The organism is Pseudomonas sp. NPDC087336 (assembly GCF_044744285.1).
GTDB lineage: Bacteria > Pseudomonadota > Gammaproteobacteria > Pseudomonadales > Pseudomonadaceae > Aquipseudomonas.
The window spans coordinates 458,568-474,746 of the sequence record NZ_JBIUYA010000001.1; the positions used below are offsets into that span (position 1 = coordinate 458,568).

Genomic DNA, 16,179 nt, shown 5'->3' on the forward strand with positions numbered 1-16,179 from the left:
TTGTTGGCACATTGCCATCAATTGAAATGACGGGTCGGAGCTTTATCCTTGCCGCGTTCTCCCGCTGTCCGTGTGAGTCATTTTTTGCCGTCGTTGCTGCTGTTACTGGCGGGGCTCGCGGCTGCCTACATCAAAGACCTGAACGTTTTCTTCACCTCGTTGTTTCAGGTACTGCCAACCCTGGTGCTGTTACTCGGCGGTGCCTACTGTGCGGTTTACCGGCGCCAGCGTGAGCTGTTCCTGATGGTCACGGTGTACATCGCCTACTTCCTGCTCGACACCCAGACCGATTACTACCGCGACCACGGCAAGGTGCGTGACGACGCCGCGGTGGTTTTCCATTTGTGTTGCCTGCTGTTGCCGTTGTTGTTCGGCGTATTCGCCGCGTGGCAGGAGCGTACGCATCTGTTCCAGGACATGGTCGCCCGTTTCGCCGTGTTGCTGGCCGTCGGTAGCGTTGCACTGGCGCTTGAACAAAGTTACCCACAGGCGTTGCTGACGTGGCTGTCGCAGATCCGCTGGCCGGCCTTGCATGGCGCCTGGATGAGCCTGATCCAGCTGTCCTATCCGGTGTTCATCGCATCGTTCGGGCTGCTGGCCTACCAGTATTGGCGCCACCCCAGGCCCCTGCATGCGGCACAACTGGTGGGGTTGCTCGGGCTGTTCTGGATGTTGCCGAAAACCTTCATCCTGCCCTTCACCCTGAACATCATGTGCAGCCAGGTGATGCTGATGATTGCGGCGGCCGTGGCCCATGAGGCCTATCAAATGGCCTTCCGTGACGAACTGACCGGGCTGCCGGGGCGCCGAGCGTTGAATGAGCGCATGCAGCGCCTGGGGCGCAACTATGTGTTGGCCATGAGTGACGTCGACCACTTCAAGAAATTCAACGATACCCACGGCCATGACGTGGGTGACCAGGTGCTGCGACTGGTCGCCAGCAAGCTGTCGAAAATCGGCGGAGGCGGTAAGGCCTATCGCTATGGCGGTGAGGAATTCGCCCTGGTGTTTGCCGGCAAGAGCCTCGAAGAGTGCCTGCCGCACCTGGAGGTCATTCGCGAATCGATCGCCACCTACAGCATTCGTCTGCGCAATCAGGACAGCCGTCCACAGGATGACAATCAGGGCCGACAGCGTCGCGCCGGTGCCAGTGCCTCGAGTGTGTCGGTGACTGTTAGCATCGGCGTTGCCGAGCGAGTGGAGCAACGCACGCCCGAGCGAGTGCTCAAGTCCGCTGACGAAGCGCTTTACAGCGCCAAGGGCGCCGGGCGCAACTGCGTGATGGCGTTCGGGCAGAGCCGCCGTGGCGCCGTGCGCATGGACGCCGCTGCGGTTGAGTGATGACGGCGCATTCAGCGTCTGGACTGTCATTGTGAAGGGCGAGGCGGCGGCAGTAGGTTTGAGTCATCTACTGCCGGAGAAATGACCATGCCCGCCTACAAGGCCCCCCTGCGCGATATGCGCTTTCTGATTGACCACGTCTTCGATTTCCACAGCAACTACGCAAAGCTCGGCGCCTGCGATGCCAGCCCGGACATGGTCAGTGCGATCCTCGAAGAGGGCGCCAGGTTCTGTGAGAACGTGCTGTCGCCACTCAACCGTAGCGGCGACGAAGAGGGCTGCCATTTCGACAACGGCGTGGTCACGACGCCTGCAGGTTTCAAGCAGGCTTTCGCCCAATATGTCGAGGGTGGCTGGCATGGCCTGGCGGCTGATCCGGCGTATGGCGGTCAGGGCCTGCCCGGCTCACTGGGGCTGGTCATCAGCGAGATGGTGGGTTCGAGCAACACGTCCTGGGGCATGTACCCCGGCTTGACCCACGGCGCCATGTCGGCGATCCACGCCCATGGCACTCAAGAGCAAAAACAAACCTATCTGAGCAAACTCACCGCCGGCCAATGGACCGGCACCATGTGCCTGACCGAAGCCCATTGCGGCACCGACCTGGGCATCATCAAGACCCGCGCCGTGCCTCAGGCCGACGGCAGTTACGCGATCACCGGCAGCAAGATTTTCATCTCCGCCGGCGAGCACGACATGAGCGCCAACATCATTCACCTGGTACTGGCGAAGCTGCCGGAGGCACCGGCCGGGACCAAGGGCATTTCGCTGTTTATCGTGCCCAAGTTCCTGCCCGATGCCGAGGGTGACGCGGGCGAACGCAATGGTGTTTCCTGCGGTTCCATCGAGCACAAGATGGGGATCAAGGCTTCGGCTACCTGTGTGCTGAATTTCGACGGGGCCAAGGGCTTTTTGATCGGGGAAGCTAACAAGGGCCTCAACTGCATGTTCACCATGATGAACCACGCACGACTCGGCACGGGCATGCAGGGTTTGTGTCTGGGCGAAGCGAGTTTCCAGGGAGCGATCAAGTACGCCAACGACCGTTTGCAGATGCGCGCATTGACAGGCCCCAAGGCACCGGAAAAAGCCGCCGACCCGATCATCGTGCATCCCGATGTACGTCGAATGTTGCTGACCATGAAAGCCTTCAACGAAGGCAACCGGGCACTGACTTACTTCACTGCGCAGTTGCTCGACGTTGCGCACCTGAGCGCGGATGCAACGGCGCGCCAGGACGCCGAAGATCTGCTGGCCTTCCTGACGCCGATCTGCAAAGCCTTCATGACCGAAACCGGACTGGAAGTGACCAACCATGGCATGCAGGTGTTCGGTGGCCACGGCTTCATTCGTGAATGGGGGATGGAGCAGTTGGTCCGCGACTGCCGGATCGCGCCGATCTATGAGGGCACCAACGGTATCCAGGCGCTTGACCTGCTCGGGCGCAAAGTCCTCGGCAGCCAGGGCAAGCTGCTGCGCGGTTTCACCAGAATCGTCCACAAGTTCTGCGCGGCCAACACCGAGCATCCACAGTTGGGCAGCTATGTGGCGCAGCTCAATGAGCTGAATCAGCAATGGGGTGAGTTGACGACCAGGCTCGGCATGGCGGCGATGAAAAACCCGGATGAAGTCGGCGCGGCATCGGTGGATTATCTGATGTACAGCGGTTACATCATCCTCGGCTATTTGTGGTTGCGCATGGCGTTGGTGGCGCAGGCGCAGCTCGATGCTGGCAGCGCCGACGCGGATTTCTGCCGGGCCAAACTGGCCACCAGCGAGTTTTACTTCAAGCGTTTGTTGCCGCGTACCGACGCTCATCGGGCGGCGATCGAGGCGGGGAGTGATTGCCTGATGCAGTTGCCGGCGGAGTTGTTTGCGCTTTGATGGATGGCTGATAACGCCTTCGCGGGCAAGCCTCGCTCCTACGGGATCTACGTCGAACACGCATGCGTGAACGACTTCGGCCTGTAGGAGCGAGGCTTGCCCGCGAACACGTTTTGAGGCGTAAACGCCGATGACTAAAAATTACAAATCAGTCATGTGCTGACCCTATGTGTCGCAAAAGTTGTTGGGTTACACTCGGACCCCAATAAAGCATCTTTCCTACGAACCACCTGTTTAGATCTTGCGAGGTTTGCCATGGCTGACTACAAAGCGCCCCTGCGCGATATGCGCTTCGTCCTCAATGAAGTCTTCGAGGTCGCCAAACTCTGGGCCGAGCTGCCAGCACTGGCCGATTCCATCGATGCTGAAACGGTCGAAGCCATTCTCGAAGAAGCCGGCAAGGTCACCAGCAAAAGCGTCGCGCCCCTGAGCCGTGCGGCTGACGAGGAAGGTTGCCACTGGGCGGACGGTGCTGTCACCACGCCGGCAGGTTTCCCACAGGCTTACCAGACTTACGCTGAAGGCGGTTGGGTCGGTGTTGGTGGCGACCCGGCCTACGGTGGCATGGGCATGCCCAAGGCCGTTTCGGCCCAGGTCGAAGAAATGGTCAACTCGGCCAGCCTGGCGTTCGGTCTGTACCCGATGCTGACCGCTGGTGCCTGCCTGTCGATCAACGCCCACGCCAGTGAAGAACTGAAGGCTGCCTACCTGCCGAACATGTACGCCGGGGTCTGGGCCGGTTCCATGTGTCTGACCGAACCGCACGCCGGTACCGACCTGGGGATCATCCGCACCAAGGCCGAGCCTCAGGCCGACGGTTCCTACAAGGTCAGCGGCACCAAGATCTTCATCACCGGCGGCGAACACGACCTGACCGAAAACATCATCCATCTGGTGCTGGCCAAGCTGCCGGATGCACCGGCTGGCCCTAAAGGGATTTCGCTGTTCCTGGTGCCCAAGTTCATGGTCAATGCCGACGGCAGCCTGGGTGCGCGCAACCCGGCAAACTGCGGTTCGATCGAGCACAAGATGGGCATCCAGGCCTCGGCGACCTGCGTGATGAACTTCGACGAAGCTGTCGGTTATCTGGTTGGCGAACCGAACAAAGGCCTGGCGGCAATGTTCACCATGATGAACTACGAGCGCCTGGGCGTCGGCATCCAGGGCCTGGCCACTGGCGAGCGCTCTTACCAGAATGCCGTCGAGTACGCCCGCGATCGTCTGCAGAGCCGTTCGCCGACCGGCGCGCAGAACAAGGACAAAGTCGCTGACCCGATCATCGTCCACCCGGACGTGCGTCGCATGCTGCTGACCATGAAAGCCTCGAACGAAGGCGGCCGCGCGTTTTCGACCTACGTGGCCATGCAACTGGACACCGCCAAGTTCAGCGAAGACGCCACCACCCGCAAGCGCGCGGAAGACCTGGTGGCCTTGCTGACCCCGGTGGCCAAGGCGTTCCTCACCGATCTGGGCCTGGAAACCACGGTCCACGGCCAGCAGGTATTCGGCGGCCACGGTTACATCCGTGAGTGGGGCCAGGAGCAACTGGTGCGCGACGTGCGCATCACCCAAATCTACGAAGGCACCAATGGCATCCAGGCGCTGGACCTGGTGGGGCGCAAGATCGTCGGCAGCGGCGGGGCGTTCTACAATCTGTTTGCCGACGAGATTCGCCACTTCACCGCAACGGCCAGCGCTGACCTGGCAGAGTTCACCAAGCCGCTCAACGATGCGGTGACGACCCTTGACCAACTGACGGCATGGTTGCTGGACCGGGCGAAAAACAACCCGAATGAAATCGGCGCGGCGTCGGTCGAGTACCTGCAGGTATTTGGCTACGTGGCTTATGCCTACATGTGGGCGTTGATGGCCAAGGCTGCCTTGGGCAAAGAAACCCAGGACGATTTCTACGCCAGCAAACTGGGTACCGCACGCTTCTATTTCGCCCGTTTGCTGCCGCGTATTCACTCGCTGAGCGCGTCGGTGAAGGCCGGTAGCGAATCGCTGTTCCTGCTGGATGCGGGGCAATTCTGATGTTGTAACCTGATGTAAGCATTCTCTTACATGACGTGCTGCTGTTCTCCCATAGTCGTAAATTGGATCCACGGCTAATCTACTTCTCATGGACGTAGCGCAGGAAGCGCAAAGTAACAACACGGACACGTAGGATTCTGCCAGGACGGCGGAGTGAAATGGATGTCAGGGAAACAGTCTGCAAAGCCCCGCTTCGGCGGGGTTTTCTTTTGTCTCGAGAAAAGTGTTCAGCTCAGGCCATCCAGTGCCGGCGGGCTGTTCAAGCGCTCATCCGGCCGATTGATCACCTCCTCCAGCAACGTGCGCAGCAAGGCCAGCGATGCCTGTTGCCGTTGCACATCGCGACAGACCAACCCGACTTTGAGCGGCACCCGCGGCTCGCTCAGGGGTTTCCACAACAATTCTTGGCTGCCGTGGGTCTTCTGCGAGCGTCCGGGCAGCACCGTCGCCAGTCGCGTGTGCGGCAGGCTGTCGAGAATGCCGGCCATGTTGTTCAGCTCGGCCTGCACCTGCGGACGCCGTCCCAGGGTGGCCAGTTGCGCCTGCCAGATCTGCCGTATCTGAAACTCTTCGCCCAGCAATAACATCGGCAGTTCGGCGGCCTGGCTCATGGAGACTTTCTTGAATTCGCGCAAGGGATGGTCTGCCGGGATGACCAGTGTCAGCTCGTCCTCGTACAACAGCACCCCATGCAGGCCCGGCTGACGTGGTGGCAAGTAGCCGATGCCGATGTCCAGCGAACCATTGAGCAGGCGTCGCTCGATTTCCAGCCCCGTCAGTTCATAGATCTGCACCACCAGATGGGGCTGCGCCTTGCGCACCCGTTCGAGCATTTGTGGCACCAGGCTGGTGTGCACGGTTTGCAGTACGCCAATGGCCAGGGTGCGCAGCGCGTGCCCCTTGAAGTTGCCCAGAGCTTCGCGTGCCCGTTGCAGGCCATCGAGCAAGGGCAGGGCATGGTTGTACAGCGTATGGGCCGCAAGGGTCGGCAACAGGCGTTTGCTGCTGCGTTCGAACAGGCTCACATCGAGGGTTTGTTCGAGCTGGCGGATCTGCTGCGACAGTGCCGGCTGGGAAATGGACAGCCGCTCGGCCGCCCGGCCCACATGGCCTTCTTCGTAGACCGCGACGAAATAACGCAGTTGCTTGAAATCCATAAGTAATGCTTATCGAAAATGCTGGGAAATCGAAATGGCTCATCGCCTTGGCTGAGCCTAGTCTAACCGCATTCACAAGGCTTACAGGGCCCCGGAACGCGATGAAAACCCTTTGCTTCGATGGCGTTTGCATAGGTAACGCAAAAAACCTGCTGCGAGGGTTGAACCCATGAATCTGTTCAACCTGCGTCGAAACGCGCCCAGTCTCGATGATTTGCTCGTAGACAATTGCTCCCCGTCCAGGGACGACAATCTTTGCAGCGAGTACCTGATGCCCAGTGTCGATCGGCCCCAACAGGTTTTTGCCCGCGGCCAGGGTTCCTGGTTGTGGGACAGCGATGACCGTGCCTATCTGGATTTCTCCCAGGGCGGCGGCGCCAACAGCCTCGGCCACAGCCCCAAGGCAATGGTCAGCGCCATTACTGCGCAGGCGCAAGCGCTGATCAATCCCGGTTTCGCCCTGCATAACCGCGGCATGCTCAAGCTCGCCGAGCGACTCTGTGCCAGCACGGGCAGCGACCAGGCGTATCTGCTCAACAGCGGCAGCGAGGCCTGTGAGGCGGCGATCAAGCTGGCGCGCAAATGGGGTCAGCGGCATCGCGGTGGCGCTTCGCGGATCATCGTGGCCAATCAGGCTTGCCATGGTCGTAGCCTGGGCACGATTTCGGCGTCGGACGGTTCGACCCTGGTCAACCGTTTCGAGCCGCAGCTTCCTGGCTTCAGCCGCGTCCCCTTCAATGATCTTGCGGCGCTGAATGCGGCGGTGGATGAACGGACCGTGGCGATCATGCTCGAGCCGATCCAGAGTGAGGCCGGGGTGATTGCGGCCACTGCGCATTACATCAATGGGGTCGAGCGCCTGTGTCGTGAGCTGGGCATCCTGCTGATCTTCGACGAAGTGCAAACCGGTATCGGTCGCTGTGGCAGCTTGCTGGCAGAGCAGTCCTACGGCGTGCGGGCCGATATTGTCGTGCTCGGCAAAGGGCTTGGCGGGGGTGTACCGGTGGCGGCGCTGCTGGCGCGGGGCAAGGCCTGTTGCTTGGAAACGGGCGAAATGAGCGGTACCCATCATGGCAATGCGCTGCTGAGCGCCGCCGGCCTGGCGGTGCTCGACAGCGTGCAGGACAAAGGCTTTCTCGAGCATGTCGGGGAGATGGCGCAGCACCTGCGCGAAGGCCTGCAGCGTTTGTCCCATCGTTACGGCCACGGCGAATTACGCGGACAAGGGCTGCTCTGGGGGCTGACCCTGTCGGACGACTCGGCTGACGCCGTGGTCAAGGCCGCGTTGTGCGAAGGGCTGTTGCTCGATGCGCCGCAAGCCGATTGTCTGCGATTCACCCCGGCGCTGACGGTCAGCAAATCCAACATCGATGAAATGCTGCTGCGCCTGGCCCGCGCCTTCTCCCGCGTGCGCACCGCGCAGCTGCAATGCCGTAAAGGGATTGCCGTCTGAGCGCACGCTTGCTGCACGAATTCCCGAACCGTCTCGCGGTATAACGCACGCCCCACGCCTGATTCTTTTGGCGTGGGGCGTTTTTTTTGTGGCGGTTGCATCGTTCAGAAACATGGCCTGGGTACACTGGCCTGAACAATCATGCTGAACCCTGACCAACGGTACAGGTCAATGCGTTATGGGCTCGCGTGAGTCCACTTCAATCAGGAGCTGCGTCCATGGACTTTATTCGCATCATCATCGCCATTCTGTTGCCGCCATTGGGCGTGTTTCTGCAAGTGGGATTCGGTGGAGCGTTCTGGCTGAATATTCTGCTGACACTCTGCGGCTACATTCCCGGGATCGTGCATGCGGTGTACATCATTGCCAAGCGTTGAGGCGTTCTCCATGTAGGAGCCAGGCTTGCCAGCGAAGAATGATGACGCGTTGAGGCAGATACACCGCGGCGCCTGGTTCGCGCGCAAGCCACGCTCCTACGGGCGAAGACGGGTTGCCTGGCACACCGCATCGGCCGTTTACCAGCGAATGATGCACCGCGTTTTCAATTTGCGAACGCCATCACCCGCCGATAGAACAACCATTCCTGCTCCAGCGCATGCGCCTGGTTGCCGGCTTTGCGAAAGCCATGGCGTTCGTCTGCGTAGTAATGGGCTTCGACCAGAATGCCGTTGTCCTGCAGGGCCTCGACCATGTCGCGGGTCTGCTGCGGCACCACCACGGCATCCAGCTCGCCCTGAAAGAAGATCACCGGCACGCGGATGTTGCCAGCATGTAGTAACGGCGTGCGGGCAGCGTAGCGTTCGGCATCCTGTTGTGGATCACCGATCAGCCAGTCCAGGTAGTCTCCCTCGAACTTGTGCGTCGCCCGGCCCAGCGCCACAGGGTCGCTGACCCCATAAAGACTGGCGCCGGCACGAAATACCTGGTGAAACGCCAGCGCGCACAGCGCCGTGTAGCCGCCGGCGCTGCCACCGCGAATGAACGCCTGGTGGCCGTCGATCAAACCGCGTTCGGCGAGATGGCTCACCACGGCGCAAGCATCTTCGACATCGACTTCGCCCCAGCGCAAATGCAGGGCCTGGCGATAGTCCCGGCCGTAACCGCTGCTACCGCGATAGTTCAGATCGGCCACCGCGAAACCGCGTTGCGCCCAATACTGGATGCGCGGATCGAGCATCGGATAGCACGCCGAGGTCGGGCCGCCATGGATAAACACCACCAGCGGCGGCTTGGCGTCGCCAGTCATCGCCGGGTAGAAGAAACCGTGGGCCTCACCCGAACCGCTTGGGTAGCGCAGGGTTTGCGGGCGACTGATTTGCTCGGCGGGCAGTGGTGCAATACCGCCGGCGAGGACGTTCGCTTGCCGTGTCTGGCGATCGATGGCGATCACCGCCGCTGAACTGACGGGGGAGGCTGCAATGCAGTAGATGAACTGGTCATCCACGGCAAGATGGCGGAAGCGGCTGAATTCGCCGGTAAAGTCGTCGCAGGTGGTGGCGCAAAGGCCTAATCGGCCGAAGCCGCCTTCCGTCCAGCTGGCCAGATAGCTGCCATCACTCAGGGGTAACCAGGTGCAACCGCCCAGTTGCCAAGGCGCCGGGCCGTGATCGGCAGCGGCGCTCGGCAATGGTGCCAGGCCATCGGCCGACTCCATCCAGGGCTGCCAGTAACCACCGCGATCGGTCAGGCAGAACAAGCGACCGTTACCATCGAAGCGAGGTTGTTGCAGCGACTCTTGCGCCTGGTCGCCAGCCACGCAGCAGGGTGCCGCGAAGCCGCCATCGGCCTGGCGTTGCGCAACCATCAAACGGGTCGCGGTCCAAGGCTGATCCGGGCGACTCCACTCGATCCAGGCCAGGCGTTGCGCATCGGGGCTCAAGGTCGGTGAGGCGTAGAAATCCGCGCCTTCGGCCAACAATTGTCGTGCGCCATCCACCAGGTTGATCGCCACCAGGCGGTGCTCATTGCGGTTTTCCTCAACCGCCAGCACCTGGCCATTGGCGAACTGCAGGTCGCCGTATCGACACACGCCTGACGTCAGCACCTCGGGCGTCTCGCCTTGCAGTGATTGGCGATACAGCTGCTGGTCGGCCTCATTGACGAACACCACGCCGTCATCGGTCAGGCAAAACGCACCACCGCCATATTCGTACACCCGACTGCGCACACTGAACGGGGGTGGCGTCAGGCAGTTGCCCACGCCATCACGCCAGTGCCAGATCCGACACGCGGCATCCTCCGGACGGTATTCGTTCCAGAACAAGCCATGGGGGCCGACCTGCAGCTCGGCAAAATCGATGCCGGCGGCGACGGCGTTGGCGGCGCTGAAGGGTTCAGCTTTTGGCGATGAGGCGTGAGTTTCGTTCATTGCGAAAGGCCAGTTGTTCAATGGTCTGGGTCGCGTGCTCCGCCTCTTCGCGGGCCTTGAGGATCACGCCGTGATGAGGCGACTTGCTGCACACCGGGTCGGCGTTGCGCGCATCCCCCGTGAGCATGAACGCCTGGCAGCGGCAGCCGCCGAAGTCCTTTTCCTTCTCGTCGCAGGAGCGGCACGGCTCGGGCATCCAGTCGTATCCGCGAAAGCGGTTGAAACCGAACGAGTCATACCAGATGTGCTGCATGCTGTGGTCACGCACGTTGGGAAACTGCACGGGCAGCTGTCGGGCGCCGTGACAGGGCAGCGCGGTGCCGTCCGGGGTCACGGTCAGGAAGATGCTGCCCCAGCCGTTCATGCAGGCTTTCGGGCGTTCTTCGTAATAGTCCGGCGTGACGAAAATCAGCTTGCACGGATGCCCTTCGGCTTCCAGTCTGGCGCGGTATTCATTGGTGATGCGTTCGGCGCGGACCAGCTGTTCCCGGGTCGGCAGCAGCCCAACCCGATTGAGCTGCGCCCAGCCGTAGAACTGGCAAGTGGCGAGCTCGACGAAGTCGGCTTCCAGGGCGATGCACAGCTCGATGATGCGGTCGATCTTGTCGATGTTGTGCCGATGGGTCACGAAGTTCAGGACCATCGGGTAGCCGTGGGCTTTCACGGCGCGGGCCATTTCCAGCTTCTGCGCGAAGGCCTTTTTCGAGCCCGCCAGCAGGTTGTTCACCTGCTCGTCGCTGGCCTGGAAACTGATCTGGATGTGATCGAGGCCGGCTTGCTTGAAGTCGCTGATTTTCTGCTCGGTCAGGCCGATGCCGGAGGTGATCAGGTTGGTGTAGAAACCCAGCTGGCGCGCCTCGGCAATCAGCTCGGCGAGGTCCTGGCGCACCAGCGGCTCACCGCCGGAAAAACCCAGCTGCGCCGCGCCCATCTCCCGCGCCTCGCGGAACACCTTGATCCACTGTTCGGTACTGAGCTCCTGGCCTTGCTCGGCAAAATCCAGCGGATTGGAGCAGTACGGGCATTGCAGCGGGCAGCGGTAGGTCAGCTCGGCCAGCAACCACAGCGGCAGGCCGATCTCGGGGGTGGGCGGCACTTGCCTCGATGAATCAGGCAAGTTCGATCCAGTGCTGCGCACGGGCAACCTCCATGAATTGCTCGATGTCGTCACCGAGCTCGGGCACGCCGGGGAACTGCCGGTCGAGCTCATTGATAATCGCGGCGACATCACGCTCGCCATCGATCAAGCCGCCGATCAGCGCGGCGCTTTCATTGAGTTTAATCATGCCTTCGGGATACAGCAGCACGTGGCCTTTCTGCGCCGGTTCGTACTGGAACCGGTAGCCAGGGCGCCAGGTCGGGGTCTTGCTGCGATCGAAACTCATAGGGTGATTCCTTTGTGCCAGACCCGTTGTCCGGTCACGCTGTGATACGGCGGGCGATTGAGTTCATAGGCCATGCTCATGGCATCGAGCATGCTCCAAAGAATGTCCAGTTTGAACTGGAGAATTTCCAGCATGCGCTCCTGGCCTTCCCGGGTCGTGTAGTGCTGGAGGGTGATGGCCAGGCCGTGCTCGACATCGCGGCGTGCCTGGCCCAGGCGCGTGCGGAAATATTCGTAGCCGGCGGGGTCGATCCACGGGTAATGCTGCGGCCAGCTGTCCAGGCGCGACTGATGGATCTGCGGGGCGAACAGTTCGGTCAGCGAGCTGCTGGCGGCCTCCTGCCAACTGGCGCGGCGGGCGAAGTTGACGTAGGCGTCGACGGCGAAGCGCACGCCGGGCAGCACCAGTTCCTGGGAACGTAATTGATCCGGGTCGAGGCCGACCGCCTGGCCCAGGCGCAGCCAGGCTTCGATGCCGCCGTCTTCGCCGGGGGCACCGTCATGGTCGAGCAGGCGTTGAATCCATTCGCGGCGGATCTCGCGGTCCGGGCAATTGGCCAGGATGGCGGCGTCTTTCAGGGGGATGTTCACCTGATAGTAAAAGCGGTTGGCGACCCAGCCCTGGATCTGCTCGCGGGTCGCCCGGCCTTGGTACATCGCCACGTGATACGGGTGATGGATGTGGTAGTAGGCGCCTTTGGCACGCAGGGCGGCTTCGAATTCGGCGGGGGACATGGGGGTGTCGGTCATCGGGGGTCTCCGGGGGTGTCTGGTCTGACGCCTTCGCGGGCAAGCCCGCTCCCACAGGTGTTGTGTACACCGCAGAATCCTGTGGGAGCGGGCTTGCCCGCGAAGGGGCCATCCGTTACAGCACAATACTCATGCCGTCATACGCCACTTCAACCTCACGCCGATCCAGCTCGGCACGCTGCGGCGAATCCTCATCGAGAATCGGGTTGGTGTTGTTGATGTGGATAAGCACCTTGCGCTGCTTGGGCAGTTGCTCCAGCACTTCAAGCATGCCGCCGGGGCCGTTCTGTGCCAGGTGGCCCATCTCCCGGCCGGTGCGGGTGCCGACGCCACGGCGCTGCATTTCGTCGTCGTCCCACAGCGTGCCGTCGACCAACAGGCAGTCGCTGGCGGCCATGATCTCCATGAGCGGCGCGTCGACTTTGCCCAGGCCGGGGGCGTAGAACAGTTTGCCACCGGTATTGAGGTCTTCGACGATCAGGCCGATGTTATCGCCTGGATGCGGGTCGAAGCGATGCGGCGAGTAGGGCGGCGCGGCGCTGCGCAGGGGCAGCGGGGTGAATCGCAGGTTCGGGCAGGCCGGGATGCTGAAGCTCTGGTCGAGTTCGATGCGGTTCCAGTTCAGGCCACCGTTCCAGTGGGTCAGCATGTTGAACAGCGGGAACCCGGTGCTCAAATCCTCATGGACCATGTCGGTGCACCAGACCTGGTGCGGGCAACCTTCACGCAGCATGAGCAGGCCGGTGGTGTGGTCGATCTGGCTGTCCATCAGGATGATCGCGCTGATCCCGGTATCGCGCAGTGCGCGTCCCGGCTGCATGGGCGCGAAACTCTGGAGCTGGGCACGGATGTCCGGGGAGGTGTTGCACAGCACCCAATTCACGCCGTTATCGGAAATCGCGATGGACGATTGGGTGCGCGCCTTGGCCCGCAGGCTGCCATTACGAAAACCTGCGCAGTTCTCGCAATTGCAGTTCCACTGAGGGAAACCACCGCCAGCGGCGGAACCTAGGATCTGGACAAACATGGGCGCTCCATCATTTCAATGCTGAAAATAAAACGCCTCGGATAACCGAGGCGTTGTGCTGCATTCCTGCCAGGGCAGGGATCAGCGGCTTGCGAAGTACATGGTGACTTCAAAGCCGATACGCAGGTCGGTGTAAGCCGGTTTGGTCCAGGCCATCAGTTGAACTCCTTCAGGTAAGGTTGGACAGCGCTATCTATAGGTATAGTCCACCTCCAGCGGGAGATGTTCCAAATAGTTAGGCTGCTATGTTACTCAAAATTTCACAGGGATTGCCCGTGAAACTTTGAAAAAGCTCCTTACAGTCTGGGTAATGATCATTTTGTCGCTTGCCAGGGCGCACCGGGTGCAGGGCTGTTCGCCAGGCAGCGCCAGCCCCCTTCGGCCCGGTTCAAGCGCTGAACCGCGGCCAGCAGCGCGGCACGGTCGGTCAGGAGAATGGCCTGGGGCAACTGCGTCAGATAATCCGACGGGCGGCCAGCCAACTTGCCCTGCCAGAGCAATTCCGCGGTTTGGCGGGTGGTCAGGGCGGCGCTGGAAAACTGATCCACCAAGGCTTGGCGTTGGCTGATGAAAGCGCTCTCGTCGAGGGACTGGATCAGCGCCGGCAAGCCGTTCAGGAACTGTTCGATGTGCTGCAGGATTGCCGCTGCGGCAACATTCGGCGATTGCACACCCAACAACAGTCCAGTCTGCCCGTGAACCTGTCGCAGGGCACTGAACACCGCATAGCCCAGTTGCAACTCCACCCTCAGGCGCTGATAGAACGGCGTCTGACAGACATGGGCGAGCAAGCGCCAGGCGGCTTCGTCGGCCAGATCGTGGGTGGCTGTGGGGCAGAACAACAACAGCGCATGCTCGCTGGAGTCGGCCTCTACGGTGCTCCACAGGTGCTGCGAATGGATTGACGACGGTGGTGCCTGTTGCGTATCCGCAGTACCCGGCACGCGGCTCAACGCTAGCCCCATGGCCACTTGAGTCTGGGCAGAAAAACCGCTCGCCAGGCCGGTCCAGTGAGCACTCGACCACAGTTGCGCCAGGTTGTCCGATTCGGCCGACGGCTCAAGGCAGTGATCGGGCAGCACCTTGAGTAGCTGTCGGATCGGCATCAAGGCGGGGGGCGTCGGTGTTTGTGGTGAGCGTGCTGCATCAGGTTGGGTCAGCGAGTTCAGCGCGTGTTCGAGGATGGTGGGCATCGGCGCTTGCAGGCCGGTCATTTTCAACAGCCATTGATTGCCCGATGCGTCGAAGGAAAAATCCACACCGGCCTGGCTTGCGTCTTCGCGCAACGCTTGCAGGTTGTGTTCCAGGCGCGATTGAAGGCCGGCGCCGGGGGCTGCGTCCAGGCGCCAGCGCAGGTACACCGCCGCTTCAGCAGCGTTGTCCGGCGACACTTGGCAAAATTGCATCGGTGAGCGTTCGCGGCGGTTGCGTGAGCGGTCTTGAGCAAAGGTGCGCAGGCCTCGATGGGCGCTGGTTTGTCCGCGAATCAAGCCGGCGTTGGGAGCCGCCGTTTCGTTGTGCAGGAACGGATTGGGCGCGGGGAGTTGCCAGGTGCCGCTGAAGTTATCCACAGCGCCGATTTTTTCCAGGACAGCCTTGAGGGCCATAACGCCGGCTTCGGATAACCCGGCTTCGCGCGCTTCGCTATCCTGCCGGACCTGTTGCAGCGCACTGCTGACCTGTTGCTGGCGCTGGCGCAGTGCCGCGTATTCCGCGCGCAACCCGCGCCAGTCTTGCTGGGCGAAAAAGCCCAGCCAGTCCTGCAATTGCTCGCCAATCCCGTTCGCCACTGCATTGGCAGGCAGTGTGAACTCAATGTGCAGAAAGGCTTGTTCGGCGAACTGATACAGAGGGCGTGCCTTGAGGTTGTCAGCCCGGCCCTGTTTGCGCAGTTCAGCCAACAGCCCTCCGGGTTTCGCCGTGTTCAGCCAATGGCACAAAAAGTCCAGTGCCTCGGGCGATGAGTCGGGCAGTGCTTCAAGGGCGAACAGCAGGTCCAACCGATGCTCGCTAGCCTGTTGATAACGGTTGTCCGCTCCGGCCATCAGCGCTGTGGGAGGTTGTTGCGGGACCTTCTCGCCCTTGGCAATGACCTTGCCGAATGCCTCGGCCAACAGCCTCAATTCATCAAGGCTCTGGGGGCCGGCAAGGCTCAAGGTCATTTGTCCGGTCTGGTAATAGCGCTGATGGAAATCCTGCAAGGCCTGCTGGAATTCTGGTTGCGGCACCGGCAAGGTGTCGCGGTTGCCCGCATGAAAACCGCGCAACGGATGAGCGTCGCTAAGCCCGCCCAACAGGGCCACCTGCTGCTGCGCCGCACCATCCTGCGACCAGGCGATAAATTCTGCGTGCAGCACTTCCCGTTCCCGGTGCTGGTCGTCCAGATTCATGCGTGGATGGGCGAGCATGTCGGCCAGTCGCTCCAGACCCTTGGCAAACGCCTGGGGTGGCAGCTCGAAAAAGTAATCGGTGGTGCGCTCGCAGGTTTGCGCATTCACCTGACCGCCGTGACGCTGGACGTAGGCCATCAGCCCTTGATCGGCGGCAAAGCGCTCGGTACCGAGAAACAGCAGGTGTTCCAGAAAGTGCGCCAGGCCTGGCCAGGCCAACGGCACGTCATGGCTGCCGGCGGCAACCCGCAACGCCGCCGCGCAGCGCTTCAAGTCCGGGGCATGACGCAGCGTCACCCGCAAGCCGTTGGCCAGGGTTTCAGTGTGGGGGCGAGGGTGATTCAGCGCAGGCATGAGCACTTCCAGAACAGAGAAGTGCCAATGCTAGCGG

At 61.6% G+C, this 16,179-nt stretch carries 13 protein-coding genes; 5 read left to right on the forward strand and 8 right to left on the reverse strand.

The genetic code is table 11. The annotated features are described in order from the left end of the window. Positions 1-48 precede the first annotated feature (48 nt). From ACIO0C_RS02125 to ACIO0C_RS02135, 3 genes are all read left to right on the forward strand, one after another. Complete coding sequence (locus ACIO0C_RS02125) at positions 49-1,341, forward strand: GGDEF domain-containing protein (RefSeq protein WP_401307187.1); 1,293 nt, start codon at positions 49-51, stop codon at positions 1,339-1,341. A gap of 87 nt (positions 1,342-1,428) precedes the next feature. Beyond that, positions 1,429-3,225, forward strand: a complete 1,797-nt coding sequence (locus ACIO0C_RS02130; RefSeq protein WP_401307188.1) for an acyl-CoA dehydrogenase C-terminal domain-containing protein — start codon at positions 1,429-1,431, stop codon at positions 3,223-3,225. A 255-nt stretch (positions 3,226-3,480) separates the two neighbouring features. Next, a complete protein-coding gene (locus ACIO0C_RS02135) occupies positions 3,481-5,259 on the forward strand; it encodes an acyl-CoA dehydrogenase C-terminal domain-containing protein (RefSeq protein ID WP_401307191.1) in 1,779 nt (592 codons plus the stop codon). A 227-nt stretch (positions 5,260-5,486) separates the two neighbouring features. Here ACIO0C_RS02135 and ACIO0C_RS02140 read toward each other — a convergent pair whose 3' ends face one another. After that, entirely contained in the window at positions 5,487-6,416 is a 930-nt protein-coding gene (locus tag ACIO0C_RS02140) for a LysR family transcriptional regulator (RefSeq protein WP_401307193.1), read from the reverse strand. A gap of 169 nt (positions 6,417-6,585) precedes the next feature. Between ACIO0C_RS02140 and ACIO0C_RS02145 the strand changes: the two genes are divergently transcribed. Continuing rightward, the gene (locus ACIO0C_RS02145; protein ID WP_401307196.1) at positions 6,586-7,869 is read left to right on the forward strand and encodes an aspartate aminotransferase family protein; all 1,284 of its coding nucleotides are present in this window, start codon (positions 6,586-6,588) and stop codon (positions 7,867-7,869) included. 218 nt (positions 7,870-8,087) lie between these two features. Beyond that, a complete protein-coding gene (locus ACIO0C_RS02150; RefSeq protein WP_003228885.1) occupies positions 8,088-8,246 on the forward strand; it encodes a YqaE/Pmp3 family membrane protein in 159 nt (52 codons plus the stop codon). Between the two features lie 164 nt (positions 8,247-8,410). On the opposite strand, the gene ACIO0C_RS02155 is transcribed toward ACIO0C_RS02150, so the two are convergent. The 7 genes from ACIO0C_RS02155 to pqqF form a co-directional block, all read right to left on the reverse strand. Then, positions 8,411-10,237, reverse strand: a complete 1,827-nt coding sequence (locus ACIO0C_RS02155; RefSeq protein ID WP_401307199.1) for a S9 family peptidase — start codon at positions 10,235-10,237, stop codon at positions 8,411-8,413. Beyond that, the gene (pqqE, locus tag ACIO0C_RS02160; protein ID WP_401307349.1) at positions 10,203-11,333 is read right to left on the reverse strand and encodes a pyrroloquinoline quinone biosynthesis protein PqqE; all 1,131 of its coding nucleotides are present in this window, start codon (positions 11,331-11,333) and stop codon (positions 10,203-10,205) included. The genes ACIO0C_RS02155 and pqqE overlap by 35 nt, the downstream gene beginning before the upstream one ends. Positions 11,334-11,346: 13 nt before the next feature. Continuing rightward, complete coding sequence (pqqD, locus tag ACIO0C_RS02165) at positions 11,347-11,622, reverse strand: pyrroloquinoline quinone biosynthesis peptide chaperone PqqD (RefSeq protein ID WP_090451769.1); 276 nt, start codon at positions 11,620-11,622, stop codon at positions 11,347-11,349. Beyond that, a complete protein-coding gene (gene pqqC, locus ACIO0C_RS02170) occupies positions 11,619-12,371 on the reverse strand; it encodes a pyrroloquinoline-quinone synthase PqqC (protein WP_401307201.1) in 753 nt (250 codons plus the stop codon). The genes pqqD and pqqC overlap by 4 nt, the downstream gene beginning before the upstream one ends. A 115-nt stretch (positions 12,372-12,486) precedes the next feature. Then, positions 12,487-13,398: a pyrroloquinoline quinone biosynthesis protein PqqB gene (pqqB, locus tag ACIO0C_RS02175; protein ID WP_401307203.1), complete on the reverse strand. Its 912-nt coding sequence runs from the start codon at positions 13,396-13,398 to the stop codon at positions 12,487-12,489. An 81-nt stretch (positions 13,399-13,479) separates the two neighbouring features. Further along, positions 13,480-13,554, reverse strand: coding sequence for a pyrroloquinoline quinone precursor peptide PqqA (gene pqqA / locus ACIO0C_RS02180; RefSeq protein ID WP_003444522.1), 75 nt, complete (start codon positions 13,552-13,554; stop codon positions 13,480-13,482). Between the two features lie 158 nt (positions 13,555-13,712). Continuing rightward, positions 13,713-16,142, reverse strand: a complete 2,430-nt coding sequence (gene pqqF / locus ACIO0C_RS02185) for a pyrroloquinoline quinone biosynthesis protein PqqF (protein ID WP_401307205.1) — start codon at positions 16,140-16,142, stop codon at positions 13,713-13,715. Positions 16,143-16,179 lie beyond the last annotated feature (37 nt).